Below are 17,594 nucleotides of genomic sequence, written 5' to 3'. Positions count from 1 at the left end.
CTCAGCCCGCGGACCGCGCGCCCGCGGGGGCCGGGTCCGCGGCCCGCACGAGGCCGCGGTCGTGCTCGATCTTCTCCGCGAGGTGCTCCTGCTGGTGCAGCAGCAGCTCGAGGGTCGAGGCTACGTGCTCGGCGTGGGCCTCCAGCAGCGCGAGCCGCTCCGGCACCGTCGCGTCGGCGCCCGGGCCGGTGGCCAGCGCGAGCCCCGCGTACCGGCGCATGGTCGCGATCGGCATGCCGGTGTCCCGCAGGCAGCGCAGCACGCCGAGCCAGTCCAGGTCGGCGTCGTCGTACAGCCGGCGGCCGGCCGCGTCCCGCCGGACGCCGCGGACCAGGCCGATCTTCTCGTCGTAGCGGAGGGTGTCGAGGCTGAAGCCGGAGCGCCGGGCGGCGTCGGCCGGGGCGTAGGTGGTCACGGTCGCCAGTGTGGCGCGGCGCGGCCGCGCGCGGGGCGGGTTCGGCGCCGGGCCTTGCGCTGGAGCGCGCTCCAGCCAGCACGCTGGCGCGCATGACGACGACCCCGCCCCGCGGCCCCGCCCCCTCCGACACCCCCGCCCCGACCCCCGTCCCGCCGATCGCGCTCGGCGCCATGCTGTTCGGCACCCGGCACGACGACGCCGAGTCCTTCGACCTGCTCGACGCGTACGTCGAGGCGGGCGGCGTGTGGATCGACACCGCCGACTGCTACGCGTTCTGGGCCGACGACTCCGGCCGCGGCGGCCAGAGCGAGCCCGTGCTGGGCCGCTGGCTCGCCGCGCGCCCCGGCATGCGCGACCGGGTCCGGATCGCCACCAAGGTCGGCTGCGAGCCCCTGTGGCCCGGCTCGTTCCCGGAGCGGACCACCGGGCTCGGCGCGGACGTCGTGCGGTCCGTGGCGCGGCAGAGCCTGGACCGGATGGGGGTCGACCGCGTCGACCTGTTCTGGGCGCACCGCGACGACCGCACGACGCCGCTGCCGGAGGTCGTCGAGGGCTTCGGCGGCCTGGTGGCCGACGGGGTCGTGGGCGCGTGGGGGTTCTCGAACACGGCGCTGTGGCGGGTCGAGCGCGCCGCCGGGCTGGCCCGGGCGCGCGGCCTCGCGGAGCCGACCGGCCTGCAGCTGCGCTACTCCTACCTGCAGCCGCGCCCGATGGTGCGGGACCACGAGCACGACCACCGGTTCGGCTGGATCACCGACGAGGTCCTCGACTACGCGGAGGCGAACCCCGCCGTCGGCCTGTGGGCGTACAGCCCGCTGATGTCGGGGGCGTACGAGCGCGCGGACCGGCCGGTCCCCGACGGCTTCGACCACCCCGGGACCGCGCGGCGCCTGGCGGTGCTCGCCGAGGTCGCGGCGGAGCTGGGCACGAGCCGGAGCGCGGTGGTGCTCGCGTGGCTCGCGGGCGGGGCGCCGCGGGTCGCGCCGGTGGCCGGGGTGAGCAGCCTCGACCAGCTCGCGACGGCGATGGCGGGCGTCCGGCTCGTGCTGCCCGCCGCGGCGCGGGAGCGGCTCGACGCGGCCTGGTGACGGGCGGCGGGCGCCGGTCGGGTGCTGCGCTCGCGCGGTAATGAGACTGAGTATCAGTTGTGTTAGCGTGATCGCGCTGATCACCGACCCGCGACCGGAGAGGAGACGGCGGCGAGGGCACCCGTGCGCCCGCACGGGCCCCGCGACCGCCGGCCCCCCAGATGACCCTTTCGACCCGTACCCGCCCCCGACTCGCCGGGGCGCTCGGCCTCGGCGTGGCCGCGGCGCTGCTCGCCGCCTGCGGCCAGTCCGGCGACGCCGCCGCGGAGCCGTCCGCGACCACCGAGGAGACGGCCGCCCCCGCCGCGACCGAGGTCGCCACCGCGAAGCCCCGCCTCGCGCTCACCTACGACGGCGGCATCCAGGTGCTCGACGCCGACACGCTCGAGGTCGTCTCCGACATCGAGCTCGCGGGCTTCAACCGGCTGAACCCGGCCGGCGACGAGCGGCACGTCCTGGTGTCCACCACCGGCGGGTTCCAGGTGCTCGACGCCGGCACCTGGACCGAGCCGCACGGCGACCACACCCACTCGTTCACCGGCGAGCCCGTGCTCACCGACGTGCTGTGGCCGGCCGAGAAGCCCGGCCACGCCGTCCGGCACGAGGGCCGCACCGCGCTGTTCGACGACGGCACCGGCCAGGTCACCGTCGTCGACTCCGACGCGCTCGCCGACCCGGACGCCGCGACCCGCGACTACACGACGCCGTCCGCGCACCACGGCGTCGCGGTCGAGCTGACCGACGGCACCCTGGTCGTCTCCGAGGGCGACGAGGACGCGCGCACCGGCGTCCGGGTGCTCGACGCGGAGAACACCGAGATCGCCGCGATCGACACCTGCCCCGGCGTGCACGGCGAGGCGGTCGCCGCCGACGAGGCCGTCGTCATCGGCTGCGAGGACGGCGCCGTGATCTGGTCCGGCGGCGCGCTGACCAAGGTCACCGCCCCCGACGCCTACGGCCGCATCGGCAACCAGGCGGGCTCGGAGGCCTCGCCCTACGTCCTGGGCGACTACAAGTCCGACCCGGACGCCGACCTGGAGCGCCCGACCCGGGTCTCGCTGATCGACACCCGCGACGCGTCGATCCGCCTGGTCGACCTGCCGGCCTCCTACACCTTCCGCTCGCTCGCCCGCGGCGACGCCGGCGAGGCGCTGGTGCTCGGCACCGACGGCGCGCTGCACGTCATCGACCCGGAGTCCGGCACGGTCGTGCGGTCCGTCCCGGTGATCGACGCCTGGGAGGAGCCGGAGGAGTGGCAGCAGTCCCGCCCGGCGATCACGGTCCTGGACGGCTCGGCCTACATCACCGACCCGGCGACGAGCTCGGTGCACGCGGTCGACGTCGAGACCGGCGAGGTCTGGCTGTCGGCCGAGCTCGAGGTGACGCCGAACGAGATCGCGGGCGTCTCGGGCGCCGTGGCGGAGCACGGCGCGGACGAGCACGGCGAGCACGGCGAGCACGGCGAGCACGGCGACGAGGACCACGACCACGCGCACGAGGACGAGGGCGCCGAGGGCTGACCTCCGCCCCGCCCCCTGCTCGAGTGGAGCGTCCTGCCCGACACGCCCGGCGTGTCCGGGCAGGACGCTCCACTCGCGCGCACCCCGACCCGGAAGGACCCCCGTGCCCCGCACGACCCGCACCCTCACGGCCGCGCTCGCCCTCGGGCTGGCCGGCGCCGCGCTCGTGGCCTGCTCCCCCGCCGACGCCGACGACCGGCACGACGTCGTCGCCGCGTTCTACCCGCTGCAGTTCGTCGCCGAGCGGGTGGGCGGCGAGCACGTCGCCGTCACCTCGCTGACCCCGCCGGGCGGCGAGTCGCACGACCTGGAGCTGTCGCCCAGCGCGGTGTCCGGGCTCGGCGACGCCGACCTCGTCGTCTACCTCTCCGGCTTCCAGGCAGCGACCGACGCCGCCGTCGCGGCCACCTCCCCCGCGCACGTCGTCGACGCCGCCGAGGCCGCCGGCCTGGAGGTCGCCCCGGACGGCGTCGCCCCCGGCACCGGCAGCAGCCTGGACCCGCACTTCTGGCTCGACCCGACCCGGCTCGCGGACGTCGCGCACCAGGTCGCCGGCGCGCTCGCGGAGGTCGACCCGGCGCACGCGGACGACTTCGCCGCCGCGGCGGACGACCTGGTCGCCGACCTGGCGGCGCTCGACACGGAGCTCGCCGACGGGCTGGCCGCCTGCCACGGCGCCACGCTCGTCGCGTCGCACGAGGCGTTCGGCTACCTGGCCCAGCGGTACGGGCTGCACCAGGTCGGGCTCAGCGGCATCGACCCCGAGGTCGAGCCGTCGCCCGCGCGGCTCCGGGACGTGGCCGCGACCGTGGCGGCCGAGGGCGTCCGCACGCTGTACTTCGAGACGCTGACCAGCCCGAAGGTGACGCAGACCCTCGCCGACGACCTCGGGGTGGCGACGGCCGTGCTCGACCCGCTGGAGGGGCTCGCCGAGGACGACGAGCGCGACTACCTCGACGTCATGCGGGACAACCTGGCCGCGCTGACCGCCGGGCTGACCTGCGCCGCCTGACCCCGCGGGCCCGGTCCACCCCGGGCCACCCCCGGGCCACCCCCGGGCCACCCCCGGGCCACCCCCGGCAGAGTGGAAGGGTGTGACGGACACGCCGTCGGCGTGTCCGTCACACCCTTCCACTCGCAGACGTGCGTGCGCGGGTCAGTGCGAGCGGAGCGCGTCCACCAGGTCGGCTTTCTTCATCGAGGACCGCCCCTCGATGCCGATCTCGGCGGCCCGCTTGCGCAGGTCCTCGACCGTCCAGTCCTCGTACGAGCCGGACTCGCCGCCCTTCTTCCCGACCGACGACCGCCCGCGCGCCGCGGCGGCGTTGGCGATGCGGGCGGACTTCTCCTTGCTGTTGCCCTCGTCGCGGAGCTCCTCGTACAGCCCCTTGTCCTTGACGCTCGGGCCCGGGTCACGGCGCGGCATGGCGACCTCCTCGCTCTGGACGACGTCCGACCCTCTCGACGATGCCCCCGGCGCACGGCGCCCGCATCCGGAGGCGCCCCGGGTCGGGCCCGCCGGCGGTGGCGGCGGCCGGCGTCAGGCCGCGCGGTCGCCGAGCCAGGGCGCCAGCACGTCGTCCGCGCCGAGCCACGGGTGCAGGCCGCGCGCGTGCTCGTCCGCGGTCAGCAGCACGTCCTCGAACGCCGCGAGCAGGTCGGCGCGCACGTCCTCGACCCCGGTGAACACGAGCCGGGTCCCGGCGGGGCGACGCCCCCAGGTGCCGAGCGCCCCGACGCTGAGCTGGCCGCCCGCGCCGTCCCACACGCACACCGAGTCCGGCCGGCTCGGGACCCAGAAGTGCCCGCGGCTGCGGTGCCGGCCCTGCCCGAGCCGGGCCACCTCGGCCACCAGCCGCTCCGGGTGCAGCGGGCGGTCGGCGTGGAGCTCGAGCGTCCACACCCCGTGCGCGGTGGGCGCGCCGGGCACCGGCGCGGCGAGCCGGGGGTCCAGCCGCCGGTCGCCGGCCCGCACGTCGTGCCGGCCCGCGAGCAGCGCCGCGACGTCCGCGGCGTACACGCCGTCGACCCGGCGGCCGTCCGCGGCGCGCACGTGGTCCAGCAGGTCGGACGCGACGGGGTGCTCGGCGGGATCGCCCGCGACCAGCACCACGTCGGCGTGCCCGACCTGGGCCGCGAGCGCCTCGCCGACCGCGCGGCCGTCGTCCTGGGTGAGCGCGAGCCCGCGCTCGTCCAGCAGGTCGTCGCCGAGCAGGTCGTCCTCGAACGTCGCGAGGTCGAGCGCCGCCACGACGCCCGCGAGCCGCAACGACCGCAGCCCGCCCCCGCGCCGGACGGCCCAGCCGAGCGCGCGGGTGACCGGCAGCGACTCCGCCGACACCGGCAGGGCGAGCAGCACGGCGTCCCAGCGCGGGTCGCGCGCGAGCCGCTCGAGCGTCGGCACGGCGTCCTCGCGCACCGAGCAGCTGAGGCAGGCGTGCTCCAGCGGGACCAGCACGTCCTCGACCACGCCGGACGCGTCGGCGACCACCCGGCGGATCCCGCCGCCCTCCGGCCCGTCGACGATGTCGTGCCGCAGCACCACGGTCCGGGGCCGGTCGACGACCACGCCGAACGCGACGGCGTCGCGGAGCAGCGGGTCGACGGTGGCGAGCACGAGCAGGGGCGTCAGATCGCGTCGGGACATGCCGTCCAGCCTAGCGCTTGTCGCGAACGATTCTCATTACCTATGATCGTCGCATGTCCGCTCACTGCCAGGTCCTCGGGACGTCCCCTTCGTTCGGCCACGCCATCTCCCACTCGCACCGCCGCACCAAGCGCCGGTTCGACCCCAACATCCAGCGGAAGCGCTACTGGGTGCCCTCGCTCGGCCGGCACGTCACGCTGACGATCAGCGCCCGGGGCATCAAGACGGTCGACAAGCTCGGCATCGAGGTCGTCATCGCCCGGATCCGCGCCCGCGGGGGACGCGTCTGATGGCCCGCGCCGCCGACGTCCGCCCGATCATCAAGCTGCGCTCCACCGCGGGGACGGGCTTCACCTACGTCACCCGCAAGAACCGCCGCAACGACCCCGACCGCCTCGTGCTGCGGAAGTACGACCCCGTGGTGCGGCGGCACGTCGACTTCAAGGAGGAGCGCTGATGGCCAAGACGAGCAAGATCGCGAAGAACGAGCAGCGCAAGGCCGCGGTCGCCCGGTACGCCGAGCGCCGGCTCGAGCTCAAGGCCGCCGCGGTGAACCCGCACCTGTCCGAGACCGAGCGCGTCGCGGCGCGCACCGCGCTCCAGGCGCTGCCCCGCGACGCGAGCCCGACGCGCGTCCGCAACCGGGACCTCGCCGACGGCCGGCCCCGCGGGTACGTCGGGAAGTTCGGGCTGTCCCGCGTGCGGATGCGCGCCATGGCGCACCGCGGCGAGCTGCCCGGCGTGACCAAGTCCAGCTGGTGAGGAGTACGACATGAAGCAGGGCATCCACCCCGCGTACCGCCCCGTCGTGTTCCGGGACGTGAGCGCGGACTTCGCGTTCCTGACCCGGTCCACCGTGACGTCGGAGAAGACCATCGCGTGGGAGGACGGGCACACCTACCCGGTCGTCGACGTCGACGTGTCCTCCGCCTCGCACCCCTTCTACACGGGGAAGTCGCGCGTGCTCGACACCGCCGGCCGGGTCGAGAAGTTCCGGCAGCGCTACGGCCTGGCGACCCCGGCCGACGACACCACCCCCGAGGAGACCCGATGAAGGTGCGCGCCTCCCTGGCGTCCCTGAAGAAGAAGGAGGGCTCGATCGTGGTGCGCCGCCACGGCAAGACCTTCGTGATCAACAAGAAGAACCCGCGCTGGAAGGCGAGGCAGGGCTGATGGCCGTCCCGAAGCGCAAGCTCTCCCGCAGCAACACCCGCGCGCGCCGGTCCCGGTGGAAGGCGACCCCGGTGCCGCTCGTGACGGCCCGCACCCCCGACGGCAGCACCGTCGAGGTCCCGCGCCGCCTGCTCCGCGCGGTCGAGCGCGGCCTGGTCGACCCGCGCTGACCCACGTCGAGCGACCGTGAGGTCGTCACAAGCGCGCGAGGTCGTCACTCAGGAGTGACGACCTCGCCGCGTTGTGACGACCTCACCGCGGCGACCGGCGGCGGGCGCTACCGGGCGCGACGCCGGTAGCGTGACCGGCATGAGCGCGCCCGCCAGCAGCCTCGACATCAGCACCCCGCAGGGGGTCGCGCGGGCGCACCTGCACCTGCCCGCCGGGGCCGGCCCGGGGTCCGACGGGCGCGTGACCGTCCCGGGGGCGCTCGTGCTCGGGCACGGGGCCGGCGGCGGCATCGACGCCCCCGACCTGCGCGCGGTGACCGCCGCGGCGACCGCGCTCGGGCTGGCGGTGGCGCTCGTCGAGCAGCCGTACCGCGTCGCCGGCAAGCGGGTCGGCCCGCGCGGCCCCGCCCTGGACGAGGCGTGGGCCGCCGTCGTCGCCGACCTGCGCGCCCGCGCCCTCGACGCGCCGCTGATCACCGGCGGCCGGTCCGCGGGCGCCCGCACCGCGTGCCGCACGGCGCTCGCCACCGGCGCCGTCGGCGTGCTGTGCCTGGCGTTCCCCACGCGTCCCCCGGGCCGCCCGGACGCCCCGAGCCGGCTGCCGGAGCTCGAGGCCGCCGGGGTCCCGGTGCTGGTCGTCCAGGGCACGACGGACCCCTACGGCACCCCGCCGGCGTCGCCCACGCGCACGGTCGCCGAGGTCCCCGGCGACCACGCCCTCAAGAAGGACACCGCGGCCGTGGCGGCGGCCGTGACGGCCTGGCTCCCCACGGTCCTCCCCGTCCCCTGACGCCGAGGTCGGCAGTCCGGGTCCGAGATCGGCAGCTCCAGGTGCCGACCTCGGCACCGGAGTGCCGACCTCGCCGACGGACGGCGGGTCAGCCGTCCAGGAACGTGCGCACCGCCTCCGTGACGAGGGCGTGGTCGTCCGCCTGCGGGAGGCCCGAGACCGTCACCACGCCGACCACCCCGACGCCCTCGACGTGCACCGGGAACGCCCCGCCGTGCGCGGCGTACTGCTGCAGCGGCAGCTCGTGCACCGCGCCGAACGTCGTCCCCTTCGCGCGCGCCCGCAGGCCCTGCAGGTAGGACGAGGTGCCGAACCGCTCGACCACGCGCACCTTGCGCTCGATCCAGGAGTCGTTGTCGGCGACCGTCCCGGGCCGCGCGGCGTGGAACAGCTGCTGCGCGCCGCGCCGGATGTCGACGGTCACGGGCAGCCCGCGCTCGGTCGCCAGCCGGACCAGGAGCACGCCGAGCTCCCACGCGTCGTCGTTGGTGAAGGTGGCGAAGCGCAGGTCGCGCTCCTGCCGCTCGACCTCGGCGATCAGGGCCCGCACCTCGGTGTCGTCGCTCATGGGCGCGATCCTGCCACCCGCCGGCGCCGGCGGGCGGCAGCGACCGCCCCCCGGGCCGTCAGCCCCGGCGCACCGCCCGCACGACGGTGTCCCGGATGGTGATCTCCCGCCCGTCGGGGTCGGTCGCCGTGCGGGGCCGTGCCTCGGCGACCGGCACCTCCCACGCCCCCGGCTCGAGCGCCGCGACGACGTCCTCGGGGTCGAAGAACAGCTCCGGCAGGTCCGGGCGGCCGATGGTGGTGCGCAGGTCGCTCGCGTGGTGCGCGACGACCAGCAGCGTGCCGCCCGGCGCCACCGCCCGCGCCATCCGCGCGAACGCCACGGCCCGGACCGCCGGCGGCAGGTGCAGGAAGTGCGTCGTCACCAGGTCGTAGCCGCCGTCCCCGGCGTCCCACGTCGCGATGTCGACCCGCTCGGTCCGCACCCGCGCCGCGACCTCCGGGCCGGCCGCCGCGGCGGCGGCCTCGACCCGGTCGAGCGCCGTCCGCGCCAGGTCGACCGCGGTCACGACCCAGCCGCGCCCCGCGAGCCACAGGGCGTCGCCGCCCTCGCCGCACGCGACGTCGAGCGCCCGCCCCGGCGCGAGGCCGCCGACCTCGTCGACCAGCTGCGGGTTCGGGCTCCCGCTCCACACCCGCGGCGCGGAGCGGTACCGGTCCTCCCAGAACTCCCGGTCGTGCCGCACCTCGCCCGGGTCGCCGCCGTGCCCGTGCCCGTGCCCGCCCCCGGCGCCGCCGTGCTCCTGCCCCATGCCCCGCTCCTCCGCGTCGTCCCCGCCGCGGGACCACCCCGCGGCGGCCCCGCCCCGCCCGCTCACAGCCCGACCGGCCCGGTACCGGCCCGGCGCGCGGCGAGCTCGCGCTCCGCGCGCCCCGAGAACGGCGCCGCCTGCTCCGCCCGGTACCGCGCCACGGCGGCGTCGGCGTCCTCGGCGGCGAGCTCGGCGACCAGCGCCGCGCCCGCGGTCAGCCCGGCCGCCGCGGCGACCTGCACCTGCGCCCGCAGGTCGGTGACGTTCCCGGCGACCCGCACGCCCGGCACGGTCGTCGACCCGTCCGGCGCCGCGGCGACCCGGGTGCCGATCACGCGGTCGCCCATCGCCGCCGGCTCGGTCGGCAGCCCCAGGCCCTCGAGCCCGTCGAGCCGCGCGCCGAGGGTGGTCGCGACGACCACCGCGTCGCAGGCCAGCACGGTCCCGGTGGCCAGCCGCACGCCGGTCAGCACGTCGTCCGCCACCTCCAGCCCCGCCACGGCCCCCTCGACCACCCGCACGCCCAGGGCGGCGAGCCGCTCCCAGTCGTCGTCGGACAGCCCGTCCCCGGCGGCCGGGTCGGCACCGCCGCCCAGGAACAGCGTCACGTCCGCGGTCCAGCCCCGCCACAGCTGCGCCTGGTGCACCGCGACCGGGCCGGTGCCGAGCACCGCGACCGCGCGGTCCCGGACCTCCCAGCCGTGGCAGAACGGGCAGTGCAGCACGTCGCGGCCCCAGCGGTCCGCGAGCCCGGGGACGGCCGGCAGCGCGTCCACCAGCCCGGTGGCCACCAGCACCTTCCGCGACCGGACGACCCGGCCGCCCGCGAGCGTCGCGCGGAACCCGTCGCCGTCGCGCCGGAGGTCGACCACCCGGTCCTCGACGACCTCGGCCCCGTAGCCCTCGACCTCGGCCCGGCCGCGCGCCAGCAGCTCCGCGGGCGGCAGCCCGTCCAGCCCGAGGTAGGCGTGCATGTGCGCCGCGGGCGCGTTCCGGGGCGCGCCGTCGTGCACCACCAGCACGCTCCGGCGGGCGCGGGCCAGGGTGAGCGCGCCGCCCAGCCCCGCCGCGCCGCCGCCGACCACCAGCACGTCGTGCTGCTCCGTCTCCATGGGGTCCTCCGCCCTCTCGTCGATGGCTCCCACGGTGCGCGCGACGGTGCGCCCTTGACAAACATCGTTGCCAGGTCGGCAAATGGAGGCATGGCCGAGCCCCGCCGCCCCCGCACCGTCCCGCCGACGCCGGCGCCGCCGCCCGGCGACGACGCCCCCGCCGACCTCGAGCCCGTGCTCGAGGCCGTCGGGCCCCGGCTGCGCGACCTGCGCCAGCGGCGCGGCGCCACGCTGGCCGACCTGTCCCGCAGCACGGGCATCTCGGTCAGCACCCTCTCCCGGCTGGAGTCCGGGCAGCGGCGGCCGACGCTCGAGCTGCTGCTGCCCCTCGCCCGGGCGCACCAGGTCCCGCTGGACGACCTGGTCGGCGCCCCCGAGACGGGCGACCCGCGCGTGCACCTGTCGCCCGTCGAGCGGCACGGGGTCACGTTCGTCCCGCTCAGCCGCCGGCAGGGCGGGCTGCAGGCCTACAAGCAGGTGTTCCCGGCCGGGCACAACCCCGGTCCCGTCGACCCGCGCACCCACGAGGGCTACGAGTGGATGTACGTGCTGTCGGGGCGGATGCGCCTGGTGCTCGGCGAGCACGACCTCATGATCGAGCCCGGGGAGGCGGTCGAGTTCGACACCCGGATCCCGCACTGGTTCACGAACCCCGGCCCCGGGGCCGCCGAGGTGCTCACGCTGTGGGGCCCGCAGGGCGAGCGCATGCACGTGCGCGCCCGCTCCACCCGGAGGCCCTGACCGCGCGGGTCAGGCCACGGCCGCGAGCGCCAGCACCGACGCGGCGACGCACAGCGGCGCGAGCCACAGCCCCTGCACCACGAACGCCCGCACCGGCACGTGCACCATCGCCTGCCGGCACCGCCGCCACCACAGCACGGTCGCGAGCGACGCCCACGGGGTGAGCAGCGGCCCCACCCCGGTCCCGATCAGCACCGCCGCGAGCCGGCGCACGTCCTCCCCCGCGACCGGCTCGAGCAGCAGGTACGCGGGCAGGTTGTTGACCCCGTTCGCGACCGCCGCCGACAGCGCGGCGACGCCCAGCAGCGCCCCGGTGTCCGACCCCGCCGGAGCGGCGTCCAGCACCCAGTCCCCGAGCCCGCGCACGTGCAGGGTCTCGACGACGACGAACAGGGCGCCGACGACCACGATCATCCGCCAGGGCACCAGGTCGCGCGCCCGCCCGGGCACCGGCCGGCGCCGCACGGCGAACGCGGCCAGCAGCACCGCCGCCGCGCCCAGCGCCACGGCCCACACGGGCAGGCCCGCCACGAACCCGACGGCCATCACCGCGACGGTGGCCCCGGTGGCGACCAGCAGCGCCCGGTCGGGCGGGGCGTACCGCTCGCCCGGCTCGAACCGGCCGCGCAGGTCCCGGCGGCCGCGGACCGCCAGGACGGCCACGGTGACCACGACGGCCGCGAGCGCCGGCGCCCACATCACCCCGAGGTAGCCGACGTCCTGCTCGGCGAACCGGTGGTCGGCGAGCAGGTTGGTCAGGTTGGACACCGGCAGCAGCAGCGACGCGGTGTTCGCGAGCGCGACGACGGTGAGCACCAGCAGCAGCGGCGACGTCCGGGTGCGGCGGGCCAGCGTGATCGCCAGCGGGGTGAGCAGCACGGCCGTGGTGTCGAGCGAGAGCAGCACGGTCGACACCACCGCGATGCCCACCAGCAGCAGCCAGAGCAGCCACCGCCGCCCGCCCGAGGCGCGCGCGGCGGCGTCCGTGGCGACGTCGAACAGGCCGGCGGCGCCGCACAGCTCGGCGACGACCGTGAGCGCGGCGACGAACAGCAGCACCGGCCCGACGCGCTCGGCGAGGGCCGCCGCGTCGGCCCGCGGCAGGGCGCCGGTGAGCACCGCGGCGGCGGCCGGCACCACGGCCACCGCCCACCACGGGACGGCACGCCGGAGCCTGGGCACGGCGGAACTCTAGGTCCCGCGCCGCGCCCCCGCGCGGCGGCGTCCGGCGGGTCGTCCGCGGCGGCGTCCGGCGGACGCCGCCGCGGACCGTCAGTCCAGCAGCCCCTGCGCCAGCGCGGGCGCCAGCACCGGCGCCAGCGGCAGCCGCGGGATCAGCGTCGCCTGCACCGCGTGGTAGAGGTCGGCCTTGCCCTCCCACACGGTGCGGGACACCCGGTTGTCGGTGCCGAGCTCGTGCCACCAGGACCCGCCCTCGTGGTCGAGCAGGTGCTCGGCGGCGTAGTCCCACCACGTGGCGTACCAGTCGTCGAACCGCTGCTCGCCCGTCGCGGCGTGCAGGGCGGCTGCGGCCGCGATGCCCTCGGCGGCGACCCAGTGCATCCGCTCGCGCACGACGGGCTGCCCGGACCAGTCCACCGTGTAGACGAACCCGGGGGCGCCGTCCACGGCCCAGCCCTCGCGGACCGACGCGTCGAACAGCGCGGTGGCGTCCTGGACCATCCACGCGGGCGCGACGTCCCCGGCCGCGGTGAGCGAGGCCCGGGCGTGCAGGGTGAGCCGGGCCCACTCCAGCCAGTGCCCGACGGTCGCGCCGTACGGCCGGAACGGGTGCGCCGGGGCGTCGACGTTGTACTCGAGGTCCGCGTTCCACCCGGCGTCGAAGTGCTCCGGGATCCGCCAGGCGTTGTCCCGCGCGAAGCCGTGCACGACCCGGGTGAGGATCCGGACGGCGCGGTCCAGCCACACCCGCTCGCCGGTCACGCCGTGCGCGGCGAGGTAGGCCTCGACCGTGTGCATGTTGGCGTTGACGCCGCGGTAGGCGTCGAGCTCGGTGAACGTGCGGTCCCAGGACTCGACGGCCATCCCGGCCTCCTCGTCCCAGAACCGCGTCTCCGAGACGGCCAGGGCCTCGCGCAGCAGCGCCTCGGCGCCCGGCCGGCCCGCGGCGACGGCGGAGGACGTGGCCAGGACGACGAACGCGTGCGGGTACGCGGCCTTGGCGTCGTCGCGCGGGGTGCCGTCGGCGTCCACCTCGGCGTACCAGCCGCCGTGCTCGGCGTCCCGGAACAGCCCGTCGAGCGCGGCCAGCCCGTGGTCGACCAGCGCGGCGGAGCCCGGCCGCCCGAGCAGGTGGGCCAGCGCGTACACGTGCGTCATCCGGCAGGTGATCCACAGCTCGGCGGGCCCCGGCAGCGGCCGGCCCACGTCGTCCAGGCGGAGGAACCCGCCGGACGGGGCGGCGGAGGCCTTCCCGAAGGCGAGCAGGCGGTCGGTCTCGGTCTCGAGCCAGCGGGCGTGCGCGGGCGTCGTCAGCCACGTCATGGGTGTCACCCTAGTCACACCCGGGGCCCCCGGCCCGCCCCGGCGGCGCCCTCGCGCGGCGGCCGCGGCGCCCCCGCGCCGACCCCGCCGCGACGCGTCCCCGCAGCGCACGCCGCCGCGACCGACCACCCGGTCGCGATGTGCACGAACGTGCAGGCCAGCCGTGACGCGGTCCGGTTCGTCCGAGTCGTCCTGGAGCTTTGACACCGCACCCCTGACGCGACCATGATCGAGGCGGATTTGACCGGTCAAAGCGGCTCCGTCGGTCCCGCACCACCCGCACCCCCACCCCCGCCCCGACGGACGCCACGAGGACCGCCGCATGCCCACCGCCGACGCCCCGCGCGCCGCCGACGCGCGCGCCCCCCGGGTGACCATCCGCGCGGTGGCCGAGCACGCGGGCGTCTCCCGGCAGACGGTGTCGAACGCGCTCAACGCGCCGCACCGGCTCTCGCCCGCCACGCTGGAGCGCGTGCGCCGCTCCGTGACCTCGCTCGGCTACCGCCCCGACCACGCCGCCCGCGCGCTGACCTCGCGCCGCTCCGGCCTGATCGGCATCCGCGTCGGGTCGACGGCGCACCGCACCGCGGCGCACCCGGACCGGCTGCTGCACGAGCTCGTCGCGGCGGCCCGGCCGCACGGCTACCGGTTCCTCGCGTTCGACGCCCCGTACGGGGACGACGCGGCGGAGATCGCCGCCTACGGCGAGCTGTTGGCCGCCGGCGACGTGGACGCCGTGGTCGTCGCGGACACCCACCCCGGCGACGCGCGCCCGGCCTGGCTCGCGGACCGCGGGGCGGCGTTCGTCGCGCACGGGCAGCCGTGGGGCGACCCGGACGCCGCGCACCCGTGGGTCGACGTCGACGGCGCGCTCGGCGTGCGGCTCGCGGTCGGGCACCTCCGCGCCCGCGGGCACCGCCGGATCGGGTTCGTCGGCTGGCCCGCGGACGGCGCCGGCGGCGACGCGCGGCGCGCGGCCTGGCTCGCGGCGACCGCCGGCGCCGACGGGACGCCTGCGGCCCGGGGGCCCGAGGCGACCGCCGCCGCGGACGACCCGGACGCGGCCGCCGCGGCCGTGGCCGCGCTGCTCGGGCGGTCCGCCGACGCCCCGACCGCCCTGGTCTGCGCGTCCGACGCCCTGGCCCTCGGCGCGCTCGCCGCCGTCGCGGACGCCGGCGGCACCCCCGGCCGGGACGTCGCGATCACGGGCTACGACGACTCCGACCTGGCCGCGTTCGCGCGTCCCGGGCTGACGAGCCTGCGGCAACCGATCAGACTGGTGGCGCAGACCCTCGTCGAGCAGGTGCTGGACCGGCTCGGCGTCGACCTCGGGCACCGGCCGGCCCCGGCCGGGCTGGTCCCGCCCGAGCTCGTCGTCCGGGCCTCCAGCGCCGGGCCCGCACCGCGCGCCGCCGCCCCCGGGCCGGCCGACGCCCGACCGGCACCCCGGACCACCGCCGCATGACGCACGACCCCGCACGACCCGCACCCGCACACCACGCCCCTGGGAGCTCCACCGTGGCAACCGCACCCGACCGCCCGACCGCGGTCCTCGACGGCCTCGACGCCGTCCTGTTCGACCTCGACGGGGTCCTCACCCCCACCGCCGTCGTGCACATGCACGCCTGGGCGCGGCTGTTCGCGCCGCTGCTCGACGCGCGCGGTGCGGCCCCGTACACCGACGCCGACTACTTCGCGCACATCGACGGCAAGCCCCGCTACGAGGGCGTGCGGTCCCTCCTGGCGTCGCGCGGCATCGAGCTCCCGTGGGGCGACCCGGCGGACTCCCCCGACACCGAGACGGTCTGCGGCCTCGGCAACCGGAAGAACGCCGTCTTCACCCAGGTGCTGGAGACCGAGGGCGTGACGCCCTACCCGGGCTCGGTGCGCCTGGTCGACGCGCTGCTCGCCCAGGGCCGGAAGGTCGCCGTGGTGTCGAGCAGCCGGAACGCGGTGCCCGTGCTGGCCGCCGCGGGCCTGACGGACCGGTTCCCGCTCGTGGTCGACGGCCTGGTCGCCGCGGCGCAGGGGCTGGCGGGCAAGCCGGACCCGGCGACGTACCTGTACGCCGCCGACCGGCTCGGCGTCCCGCGCGAGCGCGCGGTCGTCGTCGAGGACGCCGAGTCCGGCGTCGCCTCCGGCCGGGCCGGGGCGTTCGGGCTCGTGATCGGCGTGGACCGCGGCGCCGGCGCCGACGTGCTGCGCGAGCAGGGGGCAGACCTGGTGGTGGACGACCTCGCGGAGCTCGTCACCACGACCGACGGAACCGACGAGCACGAGAGCACCCTGCCGTGAACCCCACCTCCCTGTTCACCCCGGACCCCCTGGACCGCAACCGGTTCCCCAAGGACGAGTGGCGGCTGCGCGAGACGCAGCACGACGCGTCCGACCTGGGCCGGACCGAGACCCTGTTCGCCGTCGGCAACGGGTACCTCGGCATGCGCGGCAACGTCGAGGAGGGCCGGGACAGCCACAGCCACGGCACCTTCATCAACGGGTTCCACGAGACCTGGCCGATCCGGCACGCCGAGGAGGCCTACGGCTTCGCGCGCGTGGGCCAGACGATCGTCAACGTCCCGGACGCCAAGATCATGCGGCTGTACGTCGACGACGAGCCGCTGCTGCTGACGGTCGCGGACCTGCACTCCTACGAGCGGAGCCTCGACTTCCGCGACGGCGTGCTGTCCCGCGACCTGGTCTGGCAGACGCCGTCCGGCAAGCGCGTGCAGGTGCGCACCCGGCGCATGGTGTCGTTCGCCGAGCGGCACCTGGCCGTCATGACGTACGAGCTGACGATGCTCGACGCCGACGCCCCGGTGGTGCTGAGCAGCCAGATCCTCAACCGGCAGGACGGGCAGGACGAGTACCACGTCCGCTCCGCCGCGATGGGCGAGGGCTTCGACCCCCGCAAGTCGGAGACGCTGACCGCCCGCGTCCTCGAGCCGAAGACGCACTGGGGCGCCGAGGGCCGGTACGTGATGTCCTACCGGGCCGCCGCGTCCGGCATGACGCTGTCGGTGGCCGCGGACCACACGATCGAGACGGACAACGCCTACGAGGAGCTGTCGCTCGTCGAGGAGGACCTGGCCAAGCACGTCTACCGGATCGACGCCAAGCAGGGCCAGACGGTCCGCATCACCAAGGTCGTCACCTACCACTCGTCCCGCGGCGTGCCCGCGCGCGAGCTCGCCGACCGGTGCCGCCGCACCCTCGACCGGGCGCAGGCCGCCGGCGTCGAGCAGCTGTTCGCCGACCAGCGCGCCTGGCTCGACGACTTCTGGGCGCGCAGCGACGTCGAGGTGCCGGGGCAGCCCGACCTGCAGCAGGCCATCCGGTGGAACCTGTTCCAGCTCGCGCAGGCGACGGCCCGCGCCGAGGGCAACGGCATCGCCGCGAAGGGCCTCACCGGCTCCGGGTACAGCGGGCACTACTTCTGGGACACCGAGGTCTACGTCCTGCCGTTCCTGACGTACACGTCGCCCCGGATCGCGCGGAACGCGCTGCGGTTCCGGTACACGATGCTCGACGCCGCGCGCCGCCGGGCCGCCGAGCTCAACCAGAACGGCGCGCTGTTCCCGTGGCGCACGATCAACGGCGAGGAGGCGTCCGCCTACTACGCGGCCGGCACCGCGCAGTACCACATCGACGCCGACATCGCGCACGCCGTGCGGCAGTACGTCGCGGCCACCGGCGACGACGACTTCCTCGCCCGCGAGGCCGTCGACATCCTGGTGGAGACCGCGCGCATGTGGGCCGACCTGGGCTTCTGGCGCGGGACGAACGGCGACGCGTCGTTCCACATCCACGGCGTCACCGGCCCGGACGAGTACACGACCGTCGTGAACGACAACCTGTTCACCAACGTGATGGCCCGCGCCAACCTGCGCGGCGCCGTCGAGGCCGTGGACCGCCTGGCGCACGAGCACCCGGCGGAGCACGCCGCGCTCGTCGCCCGGCTGCACCTGACCCAGGACGAGCTGGACGAGTGGGCGCACGCCGCCGAGCGGATGCACATCCCGTACGACGAGCGGCTCGGCATCCACCCCCAGGACGCGAACTTCCTCGAGAAGGAGCTCTGGGACCTGGCCAACACCGACCCGGCCAAGCGCCC

General features: G+C 76.7%; 22 protein-coding genes. 14 read left to right on the top strand and 8 right to left on the bottom strand.

All coding sequences use genetic code 11. From position 1 onward, the window contains the following. Window position 1: 1 nt before the first annotated feature. The gene (locus VER05_RS08815; RefSeq protein WP_324844993.1) at window positions 2–415 is read right to left on the bottom strand and encodes a MerR family transcriptional regulator; all 414 of its coding nucleotides are present in this window, start codon (window positions 413–415) and stop codon (window positions 2–4) included. Window positions 416–507: 92 nt separating this feature from the next. Here VER05_RS08815 and VER05_RS08810 point away from each other — a divergent pair, with 92 nt between their 5' ends. The 3 genes from VER05_RS08810 to VER05_RS08800 all read left to right on the top strand — a co-directional run bounded on the left by VER05_RS08810 (window position 508) and on the right by VER05_RS08800 (window position 4,038). Next, entirely contained in the window at window positions 508–1,506 is a 999-nt protein-coding gene (locus tag VER05_RS08810; protein WP_324844992.1) for an aldo/keto reductase, read from the top strand. A gap of 161 nt (window positions 1,507–1,667) precedes the next feature. After that, window positions 1,668–3,026, top strand: a complete 1,359-nt coding sequence (gene aztD, locus VER05_RS08805) for a zinc metallochaperone AztD (RefSeq protein WP_324844991.1) — start codon at window positions 1,668–1,670, stop codon at window positions 3,024–3,026. A 103-nt stretch (window positions 3,027–3,129) separates the two neighbouring features. Continuing rightward, entirely contained in the window at window positions 3,130–4,038 is a 909-nt protein-coding gene (locus tag VER05_RS08800) for a metal ABC transporter substrate-binding protein (RefSeq protein WP_324844990.1), read from the top strand. A 144-nt stretch (window positions 4,039–4,182) separates the two neighbouring features. On the opposite strand, the gene VER05_RS08795 is transcribed toward VER05_RS08800, so the two are convergent. Together VER05_RS08795 and VER05_RS08790 are read right to left on the bottom strand one after the other, a co-directional pair. Next, on the bottom strand, window positions 4,183–4,452 hold the full coding sequence (locus VER05_RS08795) for a DUF7218 family protein (RefSeq protein ID WP_147795912.1): 270 nt from the start codon (window positions 4,450–4,452) through the stop codon (window positions 4,183–4,185). A gap of 114 nt (window positions 4,453–4,566) precedes the next feature. Next, window positions 4,567–5,673 (bottom strand): CobW family GTP-binding protein, encoded by a 1,107-nt coding sequence (locus tag VER05_RS08790; protein ID WP_324844989.1) that lies wholly within the window; start codon window positions 5,671–5,673, stop codon window positions 4,567–4,569. 53 nt (window positions 5,674–5,726) lie between these two features. Here VER05_RS08790 and rpmB point away from each other — a divergent pair, with 53 nt between their 5' ends. The 7 genes from rpmB (at window position 5,727) to VER05_RS08755 (ending at window position 7,806) form a co-directional block, all read left to right on the top strand. Continuing rightward, window positions 5,727–5,963, top strand: coding sequence for a 50S ribosomal protein L28 (gene rpmB, locus VER05_RS08785; RefSeq protein ID WP_324844988.1), 237 nt, complete (start codon window positions 5,727–5,729; stop codon window positions 5,961–5,963). Further along, the gene (gene rpmG, locus VER05_RS08780; protein ID WP_414647590.1) at window positions 5,963–6,130 is read left to right on the top strand and encodes a 50S ribosomal protein L33; all 168 of its coding nucleotides are present in this window, start codon (window positions 5,963–5,965) and stop codon (window positions 6,128–6,130) included. The genes rpmB and rpmG overlap by 1 nt, the downstream gene beginning before the upstream one ends. Further along, on the top strand, window positions 6,130–6,435 hold the full coding sequence (gene rpsN, locus VER05_RS08775; protein WP_324844987.1) for a 30S ribosomal protein S14: 306 nt from the start codon (window positions 6,130–6,132) through the stop codon (window positions 6,433–6,435). The genes rpmG and rpsN overlap by 1 nt, the downstream gene beginning before the upstream one ends. A gap of 10 nt (window positions 6,436–6,445) precedes the next feature. Beyond that, on the top strand, window positions 6,446–6,727 hold the full coding sequence (locus VER05_RS08770; RefSeq protein ID WP_324844986.1) for a type B 50S ribosomal protein L31: 282 nt from the start codon (window positions 6,446–6,448) through the stop codon (window positions 6,725–6,727). Next, a complete protein-coding gene (ykgO, locus tag VER05_RS08765; RefSeq protein ID WP_034227039.1) occupies window positions 6,724–6,846 on the top strand; it encodes a type B 50S ribosomal protein L36 in 123 nt (40 codons plus the stop codon). The genes VER05_RS08770 and ykgO overlap by 4 nt, the downstream gene beginning before the upstream one ends. Further along, a complete protein-coding gene (rpmF, locus tag VER05_RS08760; RefSeq protein WP_324844985.1) occupies window positions 6,846–7,016 on the top strand; it encodes a 50S ribosomal protein L32 in 171 nt (56 codons plus the stop codon). Before ykgO ends, rpmF begins: the two co-directional genes overlap by 1 nt. 139 nt (window positions 7,017–7,155) lie before the next feature. Further along, window positions 7,156–7,806, top strand: a complete 651-nt coding sequence (locus VER05_RS08755; protein WP_324844984.1) for an alpha/beta family hydrolase — start codon at window positions 7,156–7,158, stop codon at window positions 7,804–7,806. Between the two features lie 88 nt (window positions 7,807–7,894). On the opposite strand, the gene VER05_RS08750 is transcribed toward VER05_RS08755, so the two are convergent. The 3 genes from VER05_RS08750 to VER05_RS08740 all read right to left on the bottom strand — a co-directional run bounded on the left by VER05_RS08750 (window position 7,895) and on the right by VER05_RS08740 (window position 10,237). Next, on the bottom strand, window positions 7,895–8,374 hold the full coding sequence (locus tag VER05_RS08750; RefSeq protein ID WP_324844983.1) for a heme-degrading domain-containing protein: 480 nt from the start codon (window positions 8,372–8,374) through the stop codon (window positions 7,895–7,897). A gap of 58 nt (window positions 8,375–8,432) precedes the next feature. After that, window positions 8,433–9,125: a class I SAM-dependent methyltransferase gene (locus tag VER05_RS08745; RefSeq protein WP_324844982.1), complete on the bottom strand. Its 693-nt coding sequence runs from the start codon at window positions 9,123–9,125 to the stop codon at window positions 8,433–8,435. Window positions 9,126–9,187: 62 nt separating this feature from the next. Continuing rightward, a complete protein-coding gene (locus VER05_RS08740) occupies window positions 9,188–10,237 on the bottom strand; it encodes an NAD(P)/FAD-dependent oxidoreductase (protein WP_324844981.1) in 1,050 nt (349 codons plus the stop codon). 90 nt (window positions 10,238–10,327) lie between these two features. On the opposite strand from VER05_RS08740, the gene VER05_RS08735 reads away from it, so the two are divergent. Then, entirely contained in the window at window positions 10,328–10,978 is a 651-nt protein-coding gene (locus tag VER05_RS08735) for an XRE family transcriptional regulator (protein ID WP_324844980.1), read from the top strand. A gap of 9 nt (window positions 10,979–10,987) precedes the next feature. Here VER05_RS08735 and VER05_RS08730 read toward each other — a convergent pair whose 3' ends face one another. Both VER05_RS08730 and VER05_RS08725 read right to left on the bottom strand, forming a co-directional pair. Continuing rightward, the gene (locus VER05_RS08730) at window positions 10,988–12,160 is read right to left on the bottom strand and encodes an SLC13 family permease (RefSeq protein WP_324844979.1); all 1,173 of its coding nucleotides are present in this window, start codon (window positions 12,158–12,160) and stop codon (window positions 10,988–10,990) included. Between the two features lie 90 nt (window positions 12,161–12,250). Continuing rightward, complete coding sequence (locus tag VER05_RS08725; RefSeq protein WP_324844978.1) at window positions 12,251–13,483, bottom strand: AGE family epimerase/isomerase; 1,233 nt, start codon at window positions 13,481–13,483, stop codon at window positions 12,251–12,253. A 322-nt stretch (window positions 13,484–13,805) separates the two neighbouring features. Here VER05_RS08725 and VER05_RS08720 point away from each other — a divergent pair, with 322 nt between their 5' ends. The 3 genes from VER05_RS08720 to VER05_RS08710 all read left to right on the top strand — a co-directional run. Further along, window positions 13,806–14,948 carry a LacI family DNA-binding transcriptional regulator gene (locus tag VER05_RS08720; RefSeq protein WP_324844977.1) on the top strand — a complete coding sequence of 381 codons (1,143 nt, stop codon included), beginning with the start codon at window positions 13,806–13,808 and terminating at the stop codon, window positions 14,946–14,948. Between the two features lie 53 nt (window positions 14,949–15,001). Beyond that, complete coding sequence (locus VER05_RS08715; RefSeq protein ID WP_324844976.1) at window positions 15,002–15,778, top strand: HAD-IA family hydrolase; 777 nt, start codon at window positions 15,002–15,004, stop codon at window positions 15,776–15,778. Next, on the top strand, window positions 15,775–17,594 hold a 1,820-nt coding region (locus VER05_RS08710; RefSeq protein WP_324844975.1), incomplete at its 3' end, for a glycoside hydrolase family 65 protein. The genes VER05_RS08715 and VER05_RS08710, both read left to right, overlap by 4 nt.

The organism is Cellulomonas sp. (genome assembly GCF_035634735.1).
Taxonomy (GTDB): domain Bacteria; phylum Actinomycetota; class Actinomycetes; order Actinomycetales; family Cellulomonadaceae; genus Cellulomonas.
This window is presented reverse-complemented; position numbering and strand designations above follow the sequence as displayed.